Genomic DNA, 20372 nt, shown 5'->3' on the forward strand with positions numbered 1-20372 from the left:
AGCGGGGTGCACCATTTATCCGATCCTTATGACGCCGGCCCCCGCCCGAGATGGCGCAGGGCGAAGTCCAGCTCCAGCCGCACCTGCTTGATCCGCTCCTCCACGACGAGCGAGCCGTGCCCCGCGTCGTAGCGGTACACCTCGTGGACCGCGTCACGGGCCGCGAGCCGGTCCACGTAGTTCTCCACCTGACGGATCGGGCAGCGCGGATCGTTGACCCCGGCCGAGATGTAGACCGGGGCGCGCACGGCGTCGACGTAGGTCAGCGGGGACGAGGCCTCGAAGCGCTCGGGCACCTCCTCAGGGGTCCCGCCCAGCAGGGTGCGGTCCATCGCCTTCAGCGCTTCCATCTCGTCGTGATAGGCGGTGACGTAGTCGGCGACCGGCACCGCCGCCAGCCCCAGGGCCCATGCATCCGGCTGCGTACCGAGGCCGAGCAGGGTCAGATAGCCGCCCCACGAGCCGCCTGCCAGCACCAGCCGCTCCGGGTCCGCGAGCCCCGACTTCACCGCCCAGTCCCGGACGGCCGCCACATCCTCGAGCTCGATCAGCCCGACCCGGTGCTTGAGCGCGTCGGTCCAGGCGCGGCCGTATCCCGTCGAGCCGCGGTAGTTGACCCGGACGACGGCGAAGCCGTGGTCCACCCAGGCCGCCGGGCCCGACGCGAAGGCGTCGCTGTCGTGCCAGGTGGGCCCGCCGTGAATCTCGAAGACCGTGGGGAACGGTCCCTCACCGGTGGCCGGAGTCTGCACCAGGGCGTGGATACGGCCGCCGGGGCCGTCCACCCAGGCGTCCCGCACCGGCACCGAGGCCGGAGCCTTCGCACCCGGCGGGTCGAGGACGACGGAGCCCTGCGTGGACCGCACGGCGGGCGGCTGCGCGGCCGACGACCACAGATACTCCACCGTGCCGTCCGGGCGGGCCGTGGCGCCCGACACCGTCCCCGGCGGGGTCTCGACCCGGACGGGCCCCGCGGCTCCCGGCTCGTACCGCCAGAGCTCGCTGCGGGCCTCGAAGCTGTGTTCGATCAGCAGTGCTGATCCGTCCGGATACCACTCGGCGCCCACGTCACCCGGCAGATCGACCGGCAGGTCCGTCTGGGTGCCCGCCACCGGGTCCCAGATCAGCGGCTCCCACCGGCCGCGCCGCTGGTGACCGATCAGCAGCCGGGTGTCACCCGCCACCGGCGCGAAGCCCAGCACCGAGAGGCCCAGCTCCTTCGTGCCGCCCTCGGTGTCGTCCAGCTCCGCGACCGTCGAACCGTCGGGGCGCACCACCCGCAGCGCGGAGTGCATCGCGTCGCCGTGCTCCGTGTGCTCCAGGGCGATCAGCGTCCCGTCGTGGGAGAGGTCACCGACCCCGGCCGACTCCCGGTGCCGGTAGATCTCGACCGGCTCCGCCCCGGCGCGCACCAGGTGAACCGTGGTGCCGTCCTCGTCCGTCGAGCGGCCGGCCACCGCTGTGCCGTCACGGCCGATCGCGAGCCCGGCCGGGTAGGAGGCTTCCAGACCGGGCATGGCCGGCTCGTCCGCGCCGCCCTCGAACGGCTGCCGCATCCACACCCCGAACTCGTCGCCGTCGGTGTCGGCGAACCACCAGACGGCCAGCCCGTCCGGTGTCAGCACACCGTCGGTCGTCCCGTTGGGCCGGTCCGTGACCTGGCGCTGCTTCCCGGTCGCCCGGTCCCATGCGTACAGCTCGTAGGTGCCGGTGGCGTTGGAGACGAAGAGCGCGCGGTCGGGAGCGTCCTCGGCCCAGTCGGGCAGGGACACCCGCGCGGCGCGGAACCGCTGCTCCCACTGCGGCGGCTCCTGCTCCCGCTCCGGTACGGACGCGTCGTTCTGTGTGTCGCTCATGACCCCATCCAACCCGATGGGACCACGATGCCGGGCGGCCTGTGGATAACTGTTCGCCCACACCCCCAGCCTGTGGGTAACTTTCACGGCATGTACGCACCGACGCCCGATGACTGGCAGGCGGCCAACCGCGCGCGCTGGGACGAGCGCGTGGCCATCCACGCGGCCAGTGACTACTACGACCTGGACGCCTTCCTGGCGGGCAAGGACGCGCTGCGCGCCTTCGAACGTGCCGAGGTCGGTGACGTGACCGGCCGGACCCTGCTGCATCTGCAGTGCCACATCGGCCTCGACACCCTCTCCTGGGCGCGCCACGGCGCCGCCCAGGTCGTGGGCCTCGACTTCTCCGAGCCGGCCGTCGAGACCGCCCGTGGACTGGCCCGTTCGCTCGGTATGCCTCCCGAGCGGGCTGCCTTCGTCGCCTCCGACGTGTACGACGCCGCCCAGGCGGTGCCGGACTCCGCGTACGACATCGTCTACACCGGGGTCGGCGCGCTGAACTGGCTTCCTGATGTGCACCGCTGGGCGGAGATCGCCGCCTCGCTGGTCGCGCCGGGCGGCTTCCTGTATCTGGCGGAGTTCCATCCCCTGACCGACTGCCTGGACGACGACACCGGCTCGGAGGTCGCGTACGACTACTTCAGCCGGGAAGCCTGGGTGGACGAGACGCCGGGCACCTACGCCGACTTCGACGCCGCGACCGTCCACAACCGCAGCGTCGAGTGGCAGCATCCCCTGGGCGAGGTCGTGTCGGCACTGGCCGCCGCCGGGCTGCGGATCGAGTTCCTGCACGAACACGATGCCTCGCTCTTCGCCCGCTACCCGGTGCTGGTGCGGCACTCGGACGGCTACTACCGCTTCCCTTCCGATCGCCCGCGCATCCCGATGATGTACTCGGTCAAGGCGTCGAAGCGCTAGGTGTTCCGTCCACGGAGGTCAGGAACGGGGGCAGAGGGTGGCCGCGCTTGGCCCGCTGCGTACCGGGCGCGCGTGCCGATGGACGTCAGAGCGTGCGCACCAGGCGCGAAGCTTCGTGTCGCCGTGCCATGGAGACGTGCGGCGACACGGGGGCTCATGAGGTGGGCGGGAGGTAGGGGCCGGGGCCCTTCAGCGTGCGGTGGACCGGCGTGGTCCCCGTGTGACGCAGACCGGGCAAGGTGGCCACAGAACCGGTCAGGTAGCGGTAGAAGTCCTGTGCGCTGGTGACCGCCACGCTCGCGTACAGATTGGCCGTGCCCGTCACGGCGGCGGCGTAGGGAACCTCGGGATGGGTGGCCAACGCACTGCCCGCCTCCGCGAGGCGGGCCGGATCGATCTCCAGCCACAGTGCCGCCCTGAAGTTCTGCTGGAGGACGTCGACGTGGTACTCGACGTCGAAGTAGAGGACACCGGCAGCTCCGAGCCCGGTGATCCGGCGGCGCACCGTCGACGGTGACAGTCCGGTCGCGGCAGCCAGATCCGCCGGCGCCGCCCTGCCGTCCCGGGCCAGCAGATCGAGCAGATGCCGGTCCTCGCTGTCCAGCGCCACAGCTGCGGACGCGTCCGTGGCCGGCTCCCGCACAGGTCGCGGTGAGAGCGCCGCGACCTGTGCGTGCGTCAGCGGCCCGCTCTTGTTGATCGAGCTGAGGTCCCTGCCGAAGAAGACGTGCAGCAGGCAATGCGCCGAGACGTCCTTCACCTGCGGCGTGCGCGGCAACTTCTGCAGAAGCAGCGGCTCCCGCAGCCCCGGACCCCGGGCCCGCACCGCGCAGACGAGTTCGGTGCCGCCGGAGCTGAGACTGACCCAGCTGGTGTCCGTGCGCCGAGCCAGTGCCTCTCCGATGGAGACGGCCGCATCAGGCGTGCATCGGATGCGTACCACCCAGGAGGAGTCGCCGAGTCGAAGGGGATCGGTCAGGCCCAGGACCCTGAGCTTGCCGGTGGACCGCAGGCGGGACCAGCGGCGCGCGGCGGTCTGGTCGGACACCCCCAGGGCCCTGGCGATCTCCTGGAACGAGGCCCGCCCGTTGATCTGGAGGGCGTGCGCGAGCTTCGTCTCCTCATCCGACAGTGCACGGCCGACATCGTCCATCGTGTCGAGATACGTCTTCATGACTTCCACTGTGTCGAATCTGCGCGATCTGACATCTCTGCCTTACCGAATCAGCCGGACGAACCCAAACTCGCTGAAGCGAACGGAGCCAGGACGGCCTCCCCGTCACCACACACGCCATGGCGTACAACCGCCACGCCTCACTGAGCCCGGCCGCCGACCCCACCGCCGACCCGCCCGCCCAGGCTGGCCCAGGGCCAGCCCCGATGACGACCCGCCACCACCAGGGAGCACCCTCATGCCCACCCCCGCAGTACGTCCCTCCTTCCTCCTCGTCCATGGCGCCTGGCACCACTCGGAGTGCTGGACCGATCTCCAGGACGCCCTCGCAGCCGACGGTCATCGCTCCCGCACGGTCGATCTGCCCAGTGCAGGGCGCGCGCCCAGCGCCGGCATGCACGACGACGCCGAAGAAATCGCCACGCACCTTGAGCAGATGGAAGGCCCCGTGATCGTCGTCGCCCACTCCTACGGTGGCTTCCCGGTAACGCAGACTCCCGCCCGTCCAAGCCTCGCCCGCCTCGTCTACCTCGCCGCCTACATGCCGGCCGAGGGCGACTCCGTAGGCAGCATTCATGGCCACCCCGCGGGCAAGGGCGACGAGCTCAGCGGGATCGCTCCCGTCTACTTCGAAGATCCCCGCGCAGCTCTGTACGGGGACCTGCCCGGCCACCGCGCCGAGTACGCCATGAGTCAACTGGTCGAGCAGAGCCGGAGATCCTTCGGGGAGCGGGTGACCCGCGCCGCGTGGCGGACCGTACCTTCCACCTATGTGCTCTGCGAACGCGACCAGGCCCTCCGGCCGGCGCTCCAGGCCGAGATGTCCGTACGCGCCACGCACGTCGAACGGCTCGACGCCGGCCACTGCCCCTTCCTGTCGGCACCCGCCCGACTGGCCACGCTCCTCGGCGACATCTCCCGCGCCGCGGAAGCCTGACACGGCCCGGCTCAGTGGGAACCATGTACAGCTCAAGCGGCGGCTCGACGGCCGACCACCCGCCAGCCGCGTCCCGGACCTCACAGGGCACTACGGCTGGGCAGGCCTGATCCGAACGACAGGCCCTGGACGACGGCGGACCCGCCCGCCCCGCGAACAGGGCCGACGGGTCCGCTCCGCGCGTGTTACCGCGCAGAGTTGAAGGCCGGCAGGTAGCCGTTGGACTGCCCGATGGCCTTGGGGTGGTACGAGTTGGTGACCGGGATGGACACGCTGTGGATCCATGCGTCACCCGAGCAGAGCTCGTGCCCGGTGAACTCGTCCACCACGCTCGAATACGTGAACCCGGCGTCGGCCGCCCGCTTGGCGAGCACGCCGTTCAGGACGTCCGACGCGTCGTTGATGGCCCCGCGCTCGGTCTCCGTGAGGCCGGCGATGCAGCTGCCGGACAGCTGGTAGAAGCGCGGGTAGCCCAGGACCACCACATGGGCCTGCGGTGCCCGCGAACTGATGCCCGCGTAGAGGGAGTCAAGCTGGCCGGGCAGTGAGCCCTGCATCTGGGAGACCGCCGTGTTCACCCGCGCCACACAGTTGGCCTCGCTCTGCAGGACGCAGGTCTGCATGACGTCGGCGAACCCGACGTCGTTGCCGCCTGCCGTGACGCTGACGAGCGTGGTCGACGCGCTCAGCGCGCTCAGCTGACCGCTGGACACCGAGGACGTCGTCGCACCCGAACAGGCGACGAACGCGAACGACGACGGGGAGTTCGCGTTCTGCCAGAGGTACGGGTACGCGTTGGTGCTGCGCATGCAGTCACCGCTCTCCGAGGTGTAGCTCCCTGCGCCGACTCCGGAGGAGTAGGAGTCACCGAGAGCGACGTAGTTCTCGCCGGCGGCGGAGGCCGGCGACGCGAGGCCGAGTGCGGCCACGGCAGCGATCGCGAGGGTGGTGACGGAGGCCCGGAAGGTTCGTACTGACATAGCTGCCAGCCCTTCGAAATGTGGGGGACAAGTGGGGAGTTCGTGGGGCGAGCACGTTTGTAGCAGCTTCCGGTACTCGGCGGTAATGGCTACGGGAAAAGTCGTCTGATATGCCCGAAGGATCGTTCGGCCGCCGATGCTCCGCGCGTAGATAAACCTTGAACGGGCCCCCGAAATGGTGAAGTTATGGATCTCTGCGACACCCTCGGCGACTCCTCCGAGTCACCTTCGGCGGGAACGCGTTCTGTTCGAACTGCGGCCGCTCCCCGCGGTCGTCCCGCCTTCACAACCACCCCCGCCCCGCACACGACTGCGGCCGCCAGGAGTCCTGGCGGCCGCAGTGGATCGGGGCAATCGGGGGAATCGGGTAATCGGGGAATCGAGGAAGGGGACGAGGCTAGAGCGTGCGCTCCAGACGGTCCGCCATCAGCCTGCTGAAGCGCGAGGGGTCACTCAGCTCGCCACCGTCCGAGAGGAGCGCGAGTCCGTGGACCAGCTCGGCCGTCTCGGCCAGCTCGGTGCGGGTGCCCTCCTCGTCGCTCTGTGCGGAGTAGGCCTTCTGCAGACCGCTGATCAGCGCGTGCGAGGGGTTGAGTTCGAGGATGCGCTTGATCTGCGGCACCTCCTGGCCCATCGCGCGGTACATGTTCTCCAGCGCCGGGGTCACATCGTGCGTGTCCGAGACGATGCAGGCCGGTGAGACGGTGAGACGTGAGGACAGACGTACCTCCTTCACCGTGTCGCCGAGCTGCTCCGTCATCCAGGTCAGCAGACCGGCGTACTCCTGCTGATGCTTCTCCCGCTCGGCCTCGACCTCCTTCTTCTCCTCCTCGGTGTCCAGGTCGACCTCGCCCTTGGAGATGGACTGGAGCTGCTTGCCGTCGAACTCGGGAACGGACTGGACCCAGACCTCGTCGACCGGGTCCGTCAGCAGCAGCACCTCGAAGCCCTTGGCGCGGAAGGCCTCCATGTGCGGCGAGCTCTCCATGGCGGCGCGCGACTCGCCCGTCATGTAGTAGATCTGCTCCTGGCCCTCCTTCATCCGTTCCACGTACGAACGCAGAGTGGTGAGCTCCGTCTCGTCCTGGGTCGAGGCGAAGGAGGAGATCTCCAGGATCGCGTCGCGGTTCTCGAAGTCCTGGAGCAGCCCTTCCTTGAGTACCCGGCCGAATTCCTTCCAGAGCGTCCCGTACTTCTCGGGGGCGCCGGACCTCATGTCCTTCACCGTCGAGAGCACCTTCTTGACCAGACGGCGCCGCATCATCTCGATCTGGCGGTCCTGCTGAAGGATTTCGCGCGACACATTGAGTGAGAGGTCCTGGGCGTCGACCACGCCCTTCACGAAGCGGAGATACGTCGGCATGAGCGCTTCGCAGTCATCCATGATGAATACGCGCTTCACATAGAGCTGAACCCCGCGCTTGTGGTCCTGCGTGAACAGGTCCTGCGGTGCGTGGGAGGGAAGGAAGAGCAGCGCCTGGTATTCGAAAGTCCCCTCCGCCTGCATGCGGATGGTTTCGAGCGGGTCGGTCCAGTCGTGACTGATGTGCTTGTACAGCTCGCTGTACTCCTCATCGGTCACGGAGTCCTTGGACCTGGCCCACAGGGCCTTCATCGAGTTGACCGTCTCGGTCCCGGGCTCGGCGCCCTCCTCGCCCCCCACTGTCGCCATGCGGATGGGCCAGGTGATGAAGTCCGAGTACCGCTTGACGATTTCCCTGATCTTCCAGGGTGACGTGTAGTCGAAGAGCTTGTCCTCGGTGTCCTCGGGCTTGAGCCGCAGCGTGACCGATGTGCCCTGGGGTGCGCCGTCGACGGACTCGACGGTGTAGGTGCCCTCGCCGCTGGACTGCCAGCGCGTGCCCGTCTCCTCGCCCGCGCGGCGGGTCAGCAGGGTGACCTCGTCGGCGACCATGAAGGTCGAGTAGAACCCGACACCGAACTGCCCGATGAGCTCCTCGGAAGCGGCGGCGTCCTTGGCTTCCTTCAGTTCCTGAAGGAATTTCGCCGTGCCGGAATTCGCGATCGTCCCGATCAGCTGCACGACCTCGTCGTGCGACATTCCGATGCCGTTGTCGCGCACGGTCAGGGTGCGCTTATCCTGGTCGGCCTCGATGGCGATATGGAGGTCGGACGAGTCCGCCTGGAGTGTGTCATCGCGTAGGGTTTCCAGCCGAAGCTTGTCCAGCGCGTCCGAAGAGTTGGAAATGATCTCACGCAGAAATACATCCTTGTTCGAGTAAATCGAATGGATCATCATCTGCAGGAGCTGGCGAGCTTCTACCTGAAACTCGAATGTCTCGGCCGGCATGGGTACGGGTTCCCTTTCCTGGGGTAAGTCATGAGGCGCTCCATATCGTAACCAGGCACCGGGCCGCCCATGTGCCGGTTCGGTCACGGCCGTTGGCCGCCGGGCGCCGGCCCGGAGCCCCGGACACGTGAACCCCGCGCGGGGCGAGCGGCTTCCCCGCCGGGCAGACTGGACGCATGGGCGATACGCGAGAGACTTCCGCGGCCGTACGGGACCTCGGCCTCCCCCCGGTCATCACCTGCCGGGAGCCCGGCAGCTTCGCCCGGGGCGTCATGGCCGAGCGCCATCCGGCGCTGATCGAGCAGGTGCGCGAGGCCTTTCCGTACGGACCCCCGCAGCATCGCGCGCTGGACTCCCTGCGGCAGGAGATCGCCCATGGCGTCGTCGAGCCGCTCGCCCCCGGGAGCCCGGACCGCGAGCTCTGGCTGGCGCGGGGGCGGGAGCACTTCGGGCGCTCCTGGTTCGACGCACCGTTCCTCTGGTCCGAGAGCTACTTCTACCGCCGGCTGCTGGGAGCCGTCGGCTACTTCGACGAGGGCCCGTGGCAGGGCGTCGACCCCTTCGCCCCCTTCAAGCGCGCGGAACTGCGGGGTGGCACGGTCGAGGAGGAGCTCCGCGCGCTCGACGACCTCGCCGATGTCCCCGCGGCCGACCGGGCCACAGCTCTGCTCCAGGCATCGCTCTGGGGCAACCGCGCCGATCTCGGCTTCCGCGGCCCGGCGGGCGAATCCGGCCCCGGTGAGGCCGCCCCCGGTGAGGCCGCCCCCGGTCTGGTCGCCGACGACAGCGCGATGCTGTGGTCACTCCTGCCCGCCGGGTCCGGGGCCACCGTCGCCGTCGTCGCGGACAACACCGGGCGCGAGCTGATCCCCGACCTCGTCCTCGTCGATCATCTGCTCCGGCACGGCCACGCCGACCGGGTGGTGCTCCATGTGAAGCCCGGCCCGTACTACGTCTCCGACGCCATGACCGCCGACGTCGTCGACTGCCTGCGCCGGATGCGCGAGGCCCCGGGCGAGGCGGGTTCGATCGGCGGGCGGGTCTGGGACGCGATGGGCACCGGCCGGCTCGACGTACGGACCCACGCGTTCTTCTGCGCCCCGTTCCCGTACGAGCGGATGCCCGATGATCTGCGGGCGGAGCTCGGCGCGGCCACGCTGACGATCCTGAAGGGCGACCTCAACTACCGCCGCCTGGTGGGCGACCGGCGGTGGCCGGCGACCACGTCGTTCGCCGGTTGCACGGCGTACTTCCCCGGGGCCGTCGCAGCGCTGCGTACGCTGAAGTCGGACGTCGTCGTGGGCCTGGACGAGCGGACCCTGGAGGGTCTTGAGCGCTCCGGCCGGGCGTGGCGTACGAGCGGCACGCACGCCCTGATCCAGGTGCGGCCGAGGACCGGCGCCGACCGATGAGGGACCGCCCTCAGCGCTCCACCCCGTACCGGTGGAGAAGATCGTGCCAGCCCTGCTCCAACTGATCGGCGGGCATGCCGCGTTCGCACGTCAGATGGTGGACGAGGGGCGCGTCGATGGAGCCGAGCAGCGTGTACGCGAGCAGCTCAGGGTCTCCCTCCGCGCGGGCCTGGCGGAGCAGCAGGGTGACGTGGCTGTGCCGCAGCCGCTGGGCGGGGACTTCGAAGGTGCGCAGCGGATCGCCCCGGGAGGCCAGGATCAGCTCATGGTGATCGCGCTCGTGGCGCATCAGGGCAGGACCGAAGGCGTGCAGCCGCTCCGCGGCGGGGGCGTCCGGGCCCATGGGGGGCGGTCCGGAGAGAAAGGCGGCCTGAAGCAGGGCCTCACGGTGGTCGAGGAGGGCGATCAGCAGGCCGGTACGGTCCTTGAAGCGCCGGAAGACCGTGCCCTTGCCGACCCCGGCGGCTGCCGCGACCGATTCCATGGTGAGGTCCGCCGCACCACAGCGGGCCAGGAGCCGTGAGGCGGCGTCCATCAGGAGCGCACGGTTACGTGCCGCGTCCGCCCGCAGCAGCTCAGGACCGTCGCCGGCGGCGAGCGTGAGATTCGTCCGGGCCTCACCGGGGTCGGGCTGCCCGGGTGGCGGGGGAAGGGGGAGGGTCATGGCTTCAGGGTAGCCCCGGAAGAGCGATAAGTGGACCGCGGTCCGTTTAGGTGGTACAACTTTAAACGGACCACGGTCCGCTTACCTCCGCAGTCTCAGTCTCCCGGGAGCTACCCCCATGTCTGTACGCATCCTCGCCCTCGTCGGCAGCCTCCGCGCCGGCTCCCACAACCGTCAGCTCGCCGAGGCCGCGGTCAAGCACGCGCCCGAGGGTGCCGAGGTCGAGCTGTACGAGGGCCTCGTGGACGTCCCCTTCTACAACGAGGACATCGACGTCGAGGGTGGCGTTCCGGCTGCCGCGGCCCAGCTGCGCGAGGCGGCCGGCCGCGCCGACGCGTTCCTGCTGTTCTCGCCCGAGTACAACGGCACGATGCCGGCCGTCCTCAAGAACGCCATCGACTGGCTGTCCCGTCCGTACGGCGCCGGCGCCCTGACCGGCAAGCCGGTCGCCGTGGTCGGCACCGCCTTCGGCCAGTTCGGCGGCGTGTGGGCCCAGGACGAGGCCCGTAAGGCCGCCGGTCTCGCGGGTGGGGCGGTGCTGGCGGAAGCCAAGCTCTCCATCCCCGGCTCCGTGACCCGCTTCGCCGAGCTCCACCCGGCGGACGACGCCGAGACCGTCACCTCGCTGACCGAGGTGCTCCGCCAGGTCGTCGAGGGCACGACGGCTGTCGCTGCCTGACGTCGATCCACCGCTGACGGCGGTGCGCCGAGGATGCCGCACCGTCGTCTTCGTGCCGTACGGCGCGCGCTGCCATGGGCCCGGCCCCTTCTCTCGCGGGAGAGGGGGCCGGGCCCATGTGCGTTCGTGCGCCGTGGGTCTCCGGGGCCCTGGAGTCGGAGGGGCTGTCGAGCGGATCCGTAACCGCGGATCACGGGTGCGTGTGGTGAGCGTCGACGAAGCCGTCGCCATCACCGAGTGCCGCATGGCCCTGGAAGGGCTCTGCGCGGGTGACGCGCGGCGCCTGATCGACGCACTGCGCGCGTGGCGCGCCGCGCTGGTGGGTCGACACCCTGTCCAGCAAGGAGAGTTCCGGATCCGCCGGCCCTGAGGCCTCTGACGCCGATGTCGGCTACCTCTTCCTCCAGGTCGCCGTCGACACCGTAGAGGTGTCCGAGCGCCAGAACTGCGGCAATCTGCTCGCCGGGGTGGGCCCCCTCGCCGTGGAGCGCGGCCTGGTCGCGGCCGGGGGCGGGCGTACGTCCGTACGGATCCGGATGGTCAACACCGGCGATCTGGCCACGGCGGCCTTCCCACCTCCGGCGGGCGCGTCGACTGCACCGGGGCTGCGCGGATCTCGGGGGTGCCGGGGACTGCCGCGCCTGTGGTGATCGAATTCGCCCGGGGCGGCGGCCCGCTGCTGCCCACCGGCAGGGTCGGTCCTCCCCTCGCGGTACCGTCCCGCAGCCCGTCGACATGGTGCCACGGCCCGTGGCCTCACCGGCCGACCGGGCCCTGGAACCACTCCTGGGCACTCACCGAACGGACGAAGCTCATCCAGCTCTCCGTGGTGCAGATCAGAGGAGGGCGGAACCGGTCCTTCGAATCACGTATCCGTGTCCTCCCCAGCTGGGGGGGGGTACGGATTTCCAGGCAGCCGTTGGTCTCACCGCTGTACGTGCTCCTGTGCCAGCGGTATCCGGACTCGTCGTTCACGAAGTCTCCTCGGCGGCAGGCGCCGCGGCGCACGCCTCTCGTGCCGCCCGCAGAACAGCGCGGCAGCGTCGGGTACGGGGGTGATCGGGGCCGAGCGTACGCACGTATCCGTCGAGGGTCGCCTCGGCCGAGGCGGTCGCCTCGCCGGCCCGGCCGCTGCCGGTGAGGACAGCCGCGAGATCCGTACGGGCGGACAACGTGTGGGAGTGCGCGGGGCCGAGCATGGACTCACGGGCCGTGATGACGTGGCGGAGCGTCTCCTCGGCCTCGTCCCAGCGGCGCAGTTCGATGAGGACCGTCGCATGGAGATGACGAGCCGCGAGTGCGCGGGGATGGTCCGGTCCGAACACCTCCGCCGCCGCGTGCACCGTTTCCCGGGCGAGGGGAGCCGCCTCATCCCACCGCTCCTGCCCGGCCACGGCCCAGGCGTACGCCAGGAGACCGAGGACGGTGTTGGGGTGGCGGGGTCCGAGTGCGGCCTTTGAGTGGTCCAGTGTGGTGCGGGCGAGCGTGCGTGCCTCGTCCCACCGGCCCAGCTCACCGACCGCCTCGGCGAGCCGGCCCCGGGTGTCCAGCGTGTCCGGGTGCGCGCCGCCCAGGATCCGCTCGCGGCCTTCGAGGGCGCGTCGCAGGAGTTGTTCGTCCTCGTCCCAACGCCCGAGGCCGTACAGGGCGATACCCAGGGCGTGGAGGGTGTCCAGGGTGAGGGGATCCTCAGGGCCGAGCACCGCTTCCCGTGCGGTGAGCACCCCGCGGAGTGTCTGCTCGGCCTCCGCGAAGAGCCCGAGGGCGCTCTGCGCACGACCTGTCTCACACGCGTCCGTGAGAGCCTCGGTGTGCTCGGCACCGAACAGCTCCCGGCTGAACCGCCACGTGGCCACGGCGAGGTCGAGAGCGGCGGTGAACTGCCCCCGCTCGTAGTGGAGGGAACGCAACCGCCTGACCAGGGCGAGAGGTTCCGCACCGCGTGCCCGGCGCAGCAGCGCGATGGCGTGCGGTGCCAGCAGCCGCAGATCCTGGTCGTCCGCCACATCGGGCAGGGCGGCTTCGAGCAGCCCCGCGGCGGAGCGGACCAGATCGTCACGGATCTCCGGCGGCATCCGACCGGCGACGGTGTCCAGGAGCAGTCCGTGGGCCTGCAGACCGTGCACGGGAGGCCGGCCACGGTCGCCGGGTACGTCGAGCAGGGAGACGAGCGAGGTGGCGACGAGCCCCTGGAGCGCGGCATCGGCGCGGGCGCCGGCCAGCGGTGGGTCGAGGCGCGGCAGCGCGGTGGCGTCGAGCCGGGCAGGAGAGAGGAGCCCGAGCGGGACGGTGGCCGGCTGGGCGGCGAAGCAGGACAGCAGCCGCAGCAGGGTCACGGCCTCGGGCACCTGCTGCCGCTCCAGAGCGTCGAGGGACAGCTGCCAGGTGCTGCTGAAGCGGGCCCGTGCGTGCTCCTCGGAGGGGTCGGACGCCTGGTCGAGCAGCTCGCTGGGGTCCTCGGGAAGGCGATCCAGGTAGTCGCTCACGGTCCACCTCTCCAGGAGCTGCCGGCGCAGATGGTTGCCCGCGAGGGAGAGCGCCAGCGGATGGCGGTCGAGCCTGAAGGCCAACCGCTCGTAGTCCTCGGGGGCTCCGGCCTCGGGCGCCAGGTCGAAGAGCAGCTGGGCGGCGGCCGACAGCGGCAGTACGCCCATGGGCCAGGTGTCGCAGCTACGCCAGATCTCGGACGCGGTGTCGCGGGTCGTCACCAGTACGGTGCCGCGCGGACTCCGCCGCAGCCATCCGCCGTCCCTGAGGAGACCGGGTTCGTCCGCGTTGTCGAGGACCAGCAGCCACGGCTCGCCGGACCGGTCGAGGTATTCCCAGGCGAGATCGGAGGCCGGGCGGCGGCCGCGGTGGGCGGTCTCCAGCTCGTCGGGCGAGGCCCCTCGGTCAGCCGCGATTCCGATCATGAACGACAGCAGCGTGGTCGCGGACGAGGCGTCGACCCAGAAGCCGATGACGCCCTCGTGCTCCACCGCCCGGGTGAGAACATGCCGGGCCAGCGCGGTCTTTCCGCACCCCGCCATCCCCTGGAGGACCTGTGCGGGCCCACCGCGGCCGTGGGTGACGGACCGCATCAGCCGCTCGCGTAACTCGCCACGGTCCCGCAGGGCTGTCGCGGGCTCCGCGGTCAGCGGCACCCGGACGGAGTGGGGCACCGGGCCCATCCAGTCGTCCGGTGCGGCGGCGTAGTGGTGGTGCTGATGGTGCTCATCGACGTACTGGTCGCGCTGAGCCTGATAGACACGGCCGTGTCCTGAGGCGGACGCGGAGCCGGGCGCTGCGCGTTGCGGATCCATCGGCCCCCCGATCGACTGTGCCGCCGTACGGCATCCATGGAGATCGTATGGCCCTCCCGTCGTATCCGTCCGGAACAGTGCCGAACCCGTGCCCGGCAGCGGCTTGGCCGGCCCCGGCCACGCGCATCCATCGGGGGAATGGTCGTTACACCGTCACCGGATCTGCACAGCGAGCGGCTGGTGTGGCCACGTGGAAGAGAGGTAGCTGCCACTAGGTTTATTTGCGTTCCTCTTGCCCCTACTCGTCATGTACGTGACGTGGAGACGCTGTGATACCCAGTTCCGACGCCCCGCCCGTCTCCTCCAACGGAGGACGTCATCGCAAGGCCAAGCCCATGAACCGGGCCGTCCGCCGGACGCTCGTCGCTGCCGTCCTCACCCCCGTCGCGGGTGCGGTGATGGCTGGTCAGTCCGCCTTCGCCGCGGACCAGCCGGCAGCGAGCCAGGAAAGCGTCAACAGGCTTGACGCAAACGACCAGAAGCTCGTGGACAACCTCAACGCCCGAGCCCAGGACAAGAACATCGGCAGCACCTTCAGCGGTGTGGTGATGGATGCCGAGTCGAACGAGGTGATCTGGGGCCACGACGCGAAGACGGCACTGATGCCCGCGTCGAACACCAAGCTCGCCACCGCCACCGCCGCCCTGACCCTGATGGGCCCGGACCACAAGTTCACCACCAAGGTGGTCTACGGCGACGGCACCCTCACCCTTGTCGGCGGGGGCGACCGCACCCTGACGACCGCCGATCTCACCGAGCTCGCCAAGAGCGCGACCGCGGGTCTGAAGAACGCGGGCCTGGACACGGTGAAGGTCCGGATCGACGACAGCCTGTTCGCCGAGCCGACCCTCGCCGAGGGCTGGAACAGCAGCTACTACGACGACCAGATCGCACCGGTGCGTTCCCTGGTGGTCGACGGAAAGCTCGTCCAGGACACCGCCATCGACGCGGGCAAGGTCTTCGCCGAGCAGCTCACCGAGCAGGGCATCGACGTCACGGGCGACGTGACCCGTGGCCAGGCCGGCTCGACGGACTTCCCGGTGGCCGAGCACCAGTCCGCCGAACTGTCGGCGATCGTCAAGCAGATGCTCAAGACCAGCGACAACGACATCGCCGAGACGCTGCTGCGGGCGACCGCACTCGCCTCCGGCCGGGAGGCCACCTACGAGGGCGGCACAGCGGCCGTGCGTGACGTCCTCACCGGCTGGTACGGCGTCTCGGTGGCCAACTTCGAGATCCACGACGGCAGTGGGCTGTCCCGCTCCAACCGCATCACGGCACAGACGGTCGCCGAGATTCTCGACCTGACCACCGACTCCCGGCACAGCGACCGCCTGAAGTCCATCACGGACGGACTGCCGGTCGCCGGTGAGGCGGGCAGCACCCTCGGCCCCGAGTGGGGACGGTTCGACACCGAGAACTCCGAGTGCGCCGTGGGCAAGGTCAAGGGCAAGACCGGCACCCTGACGGGGGCCACCGCTCTGAGCGGCCTCACGCAGGGGAAGGACGGCCGCTGGAAGATCTTCTCCTTCATCGAGAACGACTCCACCGCGGACGGTGGCGCGATCAAGGACTCCCTGGACGGCCTTGCCGCCACGGTGAACGGCTGCTGGGCCTGACCCACCCGTCGTGAGATGAGGAAGTGCCCTGCGATCCGCGGTGCCGGAAGCCCCCGGCCCACGTGATCGACAGGGCACTTCCCTGTGTGGCGGCGGTCCGTGACCTGCCGTCAGAGCCGGGCGGCGTCCTCCGGCCGGGGCGCCGCCGCGGGCGCGGTGGGGAGCGGGGAGGTCTCTTCGGCCTTGGTGGCCCTGCGGCCGGCGGCCAGGATGAGCACCACGGCGATGGTCTGGATTCCGATCATCATGGCCTGTGTCCTGGGTGAGGTGATGCCCAGCGAGACCATCGTCAGGTTGACCGCGAAGTGCATGCCCATCGACGCCACGATGCCCGCACGGTCATAGGCGCAGGCGACCAGCATGGCCATGGGGATGTTGTTGACGGCGAAGAGGACACCGCTCGGTGTGGCCAGACCCAGGTCGTGCTGCGGGGTCCCGGCGATGAAGAACAGCGGCAGGTGCCACACGGCCCAGACGACACCCAGCAGCAGGCCGACCCGGAAGGGGCCCATCGTCGCGCGGAGCCTCGGGTAGGCGGTGCCGCGCCAGCCGGCCTCCTCGGAGAGCGGACCGGAGGCGATCATGCTGACCAGGAACACCGCGGGACCGCCCATCTCCTCCGTCATGTCCCTCAAGGAGTCAAGGGAGAGCGCGGGGTCACCCGCCGCATGCCCGATGAACGCGGCCGCCACGACCGTCGCGGAACCGAGCACCATCAGCACCGGCGCCCGGAGCAGGTGCTTCCGGCGGAACCTCACCACATGCGTGGGAACGGGCTCACCGCGCCGCCGCCGAAGGACCCGGATGACCAGGGCGGCTATCAGCGGTCCGAAGGCGCCGAGTGTGTAGGGCAGATTGGCGGGAGCCTCGGTCGACTTCCCGCCGGCCCACATCGCGATGCCCCAGGCCAGCCAGCTCGCGAGGAACGCGATGCCCAGGAAGAGGATCAGATCCCTGCGGTAGCGGCCGGGAGCGGCAGGGGCCCCGGGCGTCGGCGGCGTGAATGTTGTGGTCATGCCAAAGATTCCTTCGTGGAATGTCCGGTGGTGTCCGGACGGGTGCTTTGCCGGTGCCTACGGGTGCCTGTAGTTGCCTACGGGTGCCTGTGGGTGCCTACGGGTGCCTACGGGTGCCTGTGGTTGCCTACGGCTGCGTACGAGCGCCTTGGCCGTGTGTTCCCGCTTCGGTGGGAACCTCGTCCGAGGTGGCGCCCAGCCGGTGGGTGAGCCAGCCGGCGACCAGGCCGAGGAGCTCGGGGTCGACCGGGCCGCGCAGCAGCCGGCGGTAGGACCGGATGGTGTGCGGCGCGGGGTCGCGGCGCAGTACGTGGGTCAGGTCCTGGACCCGGTGGATCTCGGCACGGCCGCCCGGCACCAGGCTCTTGATCGTGGCCAGGTCGGCGGGCGGTACCTGGATGTCCTTGTCGCCCGTGACCGCCAGTACGGAGGCCCGTACGGCGACGAGGTCGTCACGGGTGTCGTGCACGAGCATCTCCCGCATCCAGCGGGCGTTCATCGGGAGTCCGAAAACGCGGGCCACGTCCGTGCGGGTCCGCTTGATCCTGGCGAGGGCCCGGTTGCCCAGTGCCCCCAGCGGCCGCCGGAGCAGCCGTACCGGTGCGGGCATGCCCCCGAAGACCGAGGAGGCCTGCCGGCGCATGGCGTCCTCGCCCGACCGGGCGAAGCCGGCCAGCAGCACCACCGCCCGCACCTCGGGGCGTGCCGCCAGGGCCATGGCGTGCAGGGCGCCCTCGCTGTGCCCGATGACGCCGACCGCGCCGGAGCGTATGTCCGGGTGTGCGCCCAGGGTGTGCAGCGCGGCCACGGCGTCCTGGCGGTTGTCGGTGAAGCCGGCTGCCCGCCAGTCGCCGGGAGTGGCGCCCGCCCCGCGCCGGTCGTAGCGCAGGGTCGCGATCCCCGCCGCCGCCAGGCTCGCGGCCAACGGCTGACCGAGGTCCAGGACGAGCTTCGCGGTGTTCCCGTTCCGGTCCAGGGGGCCGGAGCCGTGCAGAAGCAGTACGGCCGGGTGAGGACCCTGCCCGGCCGGCAGGGTCAGGGTGCCGGCCAGGAGGGTTCCGTCGCCCGCGGGGACCGTCGTCTCGGTTTCGCGCATGTCGGTGTCATGCATGCCGGTGTCACGCAAGGCTTCGCCTCTCATTGATCTCAACAATGAGAACGTTATCAGGTGTGAGATCATGAAGGCATGGCACATGCGAATCTCCTGCTCCACCCCGTGCGCATGCGCATCCTCCAGGCCCTCCTCGGGGAGGACGAGCTGACCACGGCCCAGCTCCGCGACCGGCTGCCCGACATCCCCGCCGCCTCCATGTACCGGCACATCGCCGCCCTCGCCGGCGCCGGGATCATCGAGGTCGTCCGGGAGAGGCCGGTGCGCGGGACCGTCGAGCGCAGCTATCGGGTCCACCAGGACAAGGCCCTCGTCGACGAGGACGCGCGCACGGCCATGACCAAGGAAGACCATCGGCAGGCGTTCACGGTCTTCACCGGGGCCCTGATGACGGGCTTCGACCGCTACCTCTCCCGGGACGACACCGAGCCCGCGCGCGAGAACGTCCTCTACCGGCAGGGCGCCGTGTACCTGACGGATGAGGAGTACGCGGAGCTGGTCGACGAACTCGAGGCCACCGTCGCCCGCCGGGCCGGCACCACTCCCGACGACGGCCGCACCCGCCACCTCATCAGCCTGGTCATCGTGCCCGACAAGGACCGCTAGCTCCCCGGAAACGGGTCAGGGGCCTGATCCACTGTGTGGATCAGGCCCCTGACCTGGTGTTTCAGCTGTCGGGGTGGCGGGATTTGAACCCACGACCTCTTCGTCCCGAACGAAGCGCGCTGCCAAGCTGCGCTACACCCCGATGTCCACCGGGTGTCCCGGCGACATCGATTACTTTAGCCCACCTGCGCCCGGAGGCGAAATCCGGTTTTTGCCCCCGGGCGGGAGGCCTCAGTCGCGGGGCGTCAGCGTCAGCAGGGTCGCCTCGGGCGGGCAGGCGAAGCGGACCGGGGTGTAGCGGTTCGTGCCGCAGCCGGCCGAGACATGGAGGTAGGAGCTCCGCTCGCCGACCGTGTGGCCCGAGAGGCCCTTCACCCGGTCCGTGTCCAGGTCGCAGTTGGTGACGAGGGCGCCGTAGAACGGGATGCACAGCTGGCCGCCGTGGGTGTGGCCGGCCAGGATCAGCGGGTAGCCGTCCGCCGTGAAGGCGTCCAGGGTGCGCAGATACGGGGCGTGGACCACGCCGATCGAGAGGTCGGCGCCCGTCTCGGGGCCGCCGGCGACCTCCGCGTAACGGTCCCGCTTGATGTGCGGGTCGTCCAGGCCGGTGAACGCGATCTCGAGTCCGTCGGCCTTGATCCGGCCCCGGGTGTTGGACAGGTTCAGCCAGCCGGCCTCGTCGAAGCTGTCCCGCATCGGCTCCCACGGGTTGTGGACGGCGCCCACCGCCGGTGCGTTCCCGTTCAGCCCGTGCTTGCCCTGCGTCTTCTCCAGGAGGTAGCGGACCGGGTTGCGGAGCTTCGGGCCGTAGTAGTCGTTGGAACCGAAGACGTAGACCCCGGGGAACTCCATCAGCGGGCCGAGCGCGTCGAGCAGCTCGGGCACGGCCTCCGGGTCGGAGAGGTTGTCGCCGGTGTTCACGACGAAGTCCGGGCGCAGGCCCGCCAGCGACTGGAGCCAGGCGCGCTTCTTGCGCTGGCCACTGACCATATGGATGTCGGAGACCTGGAGTACGCGCAACGGGCGTGCCCCGTGCGGGAGTACGGGAATGGTGATCCGGCGGAGGCGGAACGAGCGCGCCTCGAATCCGGCCGCGTACACGAGGCCGGCGGCACCGACCGCTGCGCCGACTGCCGTGACTTTCAGGGGTACTCCGTAGCGTGCGCGCATGGGTCCATCGTCGCAGAAAGGCCGCGGCGGGACGAAAACAGGCGGGCGGCAGGTGCCCCGTACCTGTCACAATCGCCGCATGACCACGCTCAAGTCCAAGCTCAAGGAAGACCTCACCACGGCCATGAAGGCGCGTGACGAGCTCACCTCGTCCACCCTCAGGCTCACCCTGACCGCGATCAGCAAGGAAGAGGTCAGCGGCAAGACGTCGCGTGAGCTCTCCGACGACGAGGTGCAGAAGGTGATCGCCAAGGAGGCGAAGAAGCGCCGTGAGGCGGCCGAGGCCTTCGCGCAGGGCGGCCGGACGGAACAGGCCGAGCGGGAGAAGGCCGAGGGCGAGCTGCTCGACGCGTACCTGCCCAAGCAGCTCTCCGACGACGAGCTCGGCGTGATCGTCGCGCAGGCCGTCCAGGAGGCGAAGAGCGCGGGTGCCGAGGGGCCGCGGGCCATGGGCGCCGTCATGAAGATCGTCAGCCCGAAGGTGGCCGGGCTCGCCGACGGCGGCCGGGTCGCCGCCACGGTGAAGAAGCTGCTCGCGGGCTGAGCGGCCGGTGGACGACGAATGAAGGAGGGGCGCACCCGGCCGGGTGCGCCCCTCCTTCATTCATGACGTCGTG

The 20372-nt window shown here is 70.2% G+C and carries 17 protein-coding genes, 1 tRNA gene and 2 pseudogenes; 9 read left to right on the forward strand and 11 right to left on the reverse strand.

What is annotated here, in order from left to right; translation table 11 throughout:
• Window positions 1-26: 26 nt before the first annotated feature.
• Entirely contained in the window at window positions 27-1856 is a 1830-nt protein-coding gene (locus AB0C75_RS30560) for a prolyl oligopeptidase family serine peptidase (RefSeq protein ID WP_362894985.1), read from the reverse strand.
• Window positions 1857-1946: 90 nt separating this feature from the next.
• On the opposite strand from AB0C75_RS30560, the gene AB0C75_RS30565 reads away from it, so the two are divergent.
• A complete protein-coding gene (locus AB0C75_RS30565; protein ID WP_362894986.1) occupies window positions 1947-2774 on the forward strand; it encodes a class I SAM-dependent methyltransferase in 828 nt (275 codons plus the stop codon).
• A gap of 154 nt (window positions 2775-2928) precedes the next feature.
• On the opposite strand, the gene AB0C75_RS30570 is transcribed toward AB0C75_RS30565, so the two are convergent.
• Window positions 2929-3948: an AsnC family transcriptional regulator gene (locus tag AB0C75_RS30570; RefSeq protein ID WP_362894987.1), complete on the reverse strand. Its 1020-nt coding sequence runs from the start codon at window positions 3946-3948 to the stop codon at window positions 2929-2931.
• A 238-nt stretch (window positions 3949-4186) separates the two neighbouring features.
• On the opposite strand from AB0C75_RS30570, the gene AB0C75_RS30575 reads away from it, so the two are divergent.
• On the forward strand, window positions 4187-4885 hold the full coding sequence (locus tag AB0C75_RS30575) for an alpha/beta hydrolase (protein ID WP_362894988.1): 699 nt from the start codon (window positions 4187-4189) through the stop codon (window positions 4883-4885).
• Between the two features lie 185 nt (window positions 4886-5070).
• Here AB0C75_RS30575 and AB0C75_RS30580 read toward each other — a convergent pair whose 3' ends face one another.
• Together AB0C75_RS30580 and htpG are read right to left on the reverse strand one after the other, a co-directional pair.
• On the reverse strand, window positions 5071-5865 hold the full coding sequence (locus AB0C75_RS30580) for an SGNH/GDSL hydrolase family protein (protein WP_362894989.1): 795 nt from the start codon (window positions 5863-5865) through the stop codon (window positions 5071-5073).
• 397 nt (window positions 5866-6262) lie between these two features.
• On the reverse strand, window positions 6263-8176 hold the full coding sequence (gene htpG, locus AB0C75_RS30585; protein ID WP_362894990.1) for a molecular chaperone HtpG: 1914 nt from the start codon (window positions 8174-8176) through the stop codon (window positions 6263-6265).
• Between the two features lie 272 nt (window positions 8177-8448).
• On the opposite strand from htpG, the gene AB0C75_RS30590 reads away from it, so the two are divergent.
• Window positions 8449-9588 carry a damage-control phosphatase ARMT1 family protein gene (locus AB0C75_RS30590; protein ID WP_362895025.1) on the forward strand — a complete coding sequence of 380 codons (1140 nt, stop codon included), beginning with the start codon at window positions 8449-8451 and terminating at the stop codon, window positions 9586-9588.
• Window positions 9589-9598: 10 nt separating this feature from the next.
• Here AB0C75_RS30590 and AB0C75_RS30595 read toward each other — a convergent pair whose 3' ends face one another.
• The gene (locus tag AB0C75_RS30595; RefSeq protein WP_362894991.1) at window positions 9599-10252 is read right to left on the reverse strand and encodes a helix-turn-helix domain-containing protein; all 654 of its coding nucleotides are present in this window, start codon (window positions 10250-10252) and stop codon (window positions 9599-9601) included.
• A 118-nt stretch (window positions 10253-10370) separates the two neighbouring features.
• Between AB0C75_RS30595 and AB0C75_RS30600 the strand changes: the two genes are divergently transcribed.
• The 3 genes and pseudogenes from AB0C75_RS30600 to AB0C75_RS30610 form a co-directional block, all read left to right on the forward strand.
• On the forward strand, window positions 10371-10931 hold the full coding sequence (locus AB0C75_RS30600) for an NAD(P)H-dependent oxidoreductase (protein WP_362894992.1): 561 nt from the start codon (window positions 10371-10373) through the stop codon (window positions 10929-10931).
• A gap of 166 nt (window positions 10932-11097) precedes the next feature.
• Window positions 11098-11199, forward strand: a pseudogene (locus AB0C75_RS30605) (GntR family transcriptional regulator); the annotation flags it as partial.
• A 64-nt stretch (window positions 11200-11263) separates the two neighbouring features.
• Window positions 11264-11628, forward strand: a pseudogene (locus AB0C75_RS30610) (PrpF domain-containing protein); the annotation flags it as partial.
• A gap of 59 nt (window positions 11629-11687) precedes the next feature.
• Here AB0C75_RS30610 and AB0C75_RS30615 read toward each other — a convergent pair.
• Window positions 11688-11906: a DUF397 domain-containing protein gene (locus AB0C75_RS30615; protein ID WP_362894993.1), complete on the reverse strand. Its 219-nt coding sequence runs from the start codon at window positions 11904-11906 to the stop codon at window positions 11688-11690.
• The gene (locus AB0C75_RS30620; RefSeq protein ID WP_362894994.1) at window positions 11903-14233 is read right to left on the reverse strand and encodes a tetratricopeptide repeat protein; all 2331 of its coding nucleotides are present in this window, start codon (window positions 14231-14233) and stop codon (window positions 11903-11905) included. The genes AB0C75_RS30615 and AB0C75_RS30620 overlap by 4 nt, the downstream gene beginning before the upstream one ends.
• A 335-nt stretch (window positions 14234-14568) precedes the next feature.
• Here AB0C75_RS30620 and dacB point away from each other — a divergent pair, with 335 nt between their 5' ends.
• Entirely contained in the window at window positions 14569-15852 is a 1284-nt protein-coding gene (dacB, locus tag AB0C75_RS30625; protein ID WP_362895026.1) for a D-alanyl-D-alanine carboxypeptidase/D-alanyl-D-alanine-endopeptidase, read from the forward strand.
• A gap of 110 nt (window positions 15853-15962) precedes the next feature.
• On the opposite strand, the gene AB0C75_RS30630 is transcribed toward dacB, so the two are convergent.
• Window positions 15963-16868 (reverse strand): CPBP family intramembrane glutamic endopeptidase, encoded by a 906-nt coding sequence (locus tag AB0C75_RS30630; protein WP_362894995.1) that lies wholly within the window; start codon window positions 16866-16868, stop codon window positions 15963-15965.
• A gap of 127 nt (window positions 16869-16995) precedes the next feature.
• A complete protein-coding gene (locus AB0C75_RS30635) occupies window positions 16996-17964 on the reverse strand; it encodes an alpha/beta hydrolase (RefSeq protein ID WP_362895027.1) in 969 nt (322 codons plus the stop codon).
• Between the two features lie 90 nt (window positions 17965-18054).
• Here AB0C75_RS30635 and AB0C75_RS30640 point away from each other — a divergent pair, with 90 nt between their 5' ends.
• The gene (locus AB0C75_RS30640; RefSeq protein WP_362894996.1) at window positions 18055-18585 is read left to right on the forward strand and encodes a helix-turn-helix domain-containing protein; all 531 of its coding nucleotides are present in this window, start codon (window positions 18055-18057) and stop codon (window positions 18583-18585) included.
• A 68-nt stretch (window positions 18586-18653) separates the two neighbouring features.
• On the opposite strand, the gene AB0C75_RS30645 is transcribed toward AB0C75_RS30640, so the two are convergent.
• Together AB0C75_RS30645 and AB0C75_RS30650 are read right to left on the reverse strand one after the other, a co-directional pair.
• Window positions 18654-18727: transfer RNA gene (locus AB0C75_RS30645), tRNA-Pro, on the reverse strand.
• Between the two features lie 89 nt (window positions 18728-18816).
• Window positions 18817-19755, reverse strand: coding sequence for a metallophosphoesterase (locus AB0C75_RS30650; protein WP_362894997.1), 939 nt, complete (start codon window positions 19753-19755; stop codon window positions 18817-18819).
• Window positions 19756-19834: 79 nt separating this feature from the next.
• Here AB0C75_RS30650 and AB0C75_RS30655 point away from each other — a divergent pair, with 79 nt between their 5' ends.
• Window positions 19835-20299, forward strand: coding sequence for a GatB/YqeY domain-containing protein (locus tag AB0C75_RS30655; RefSeq protein WP_362894998.1), 465 nt, complete (start codon window positions 19835-19837; stop codon window positions 20297-20299).
• Window positions 20300-20372: the final 73 nt, after the last annotated feature.

It is taken from the genome of Streptomyces sp. NPDC048565, assembly GCF_040650935.1.
Taxonomy (GTDB): Bacteria; Actinomycetota; Actinomycetes; order Streptomycetales; family Streptomycetaceae; genus Streptomyces.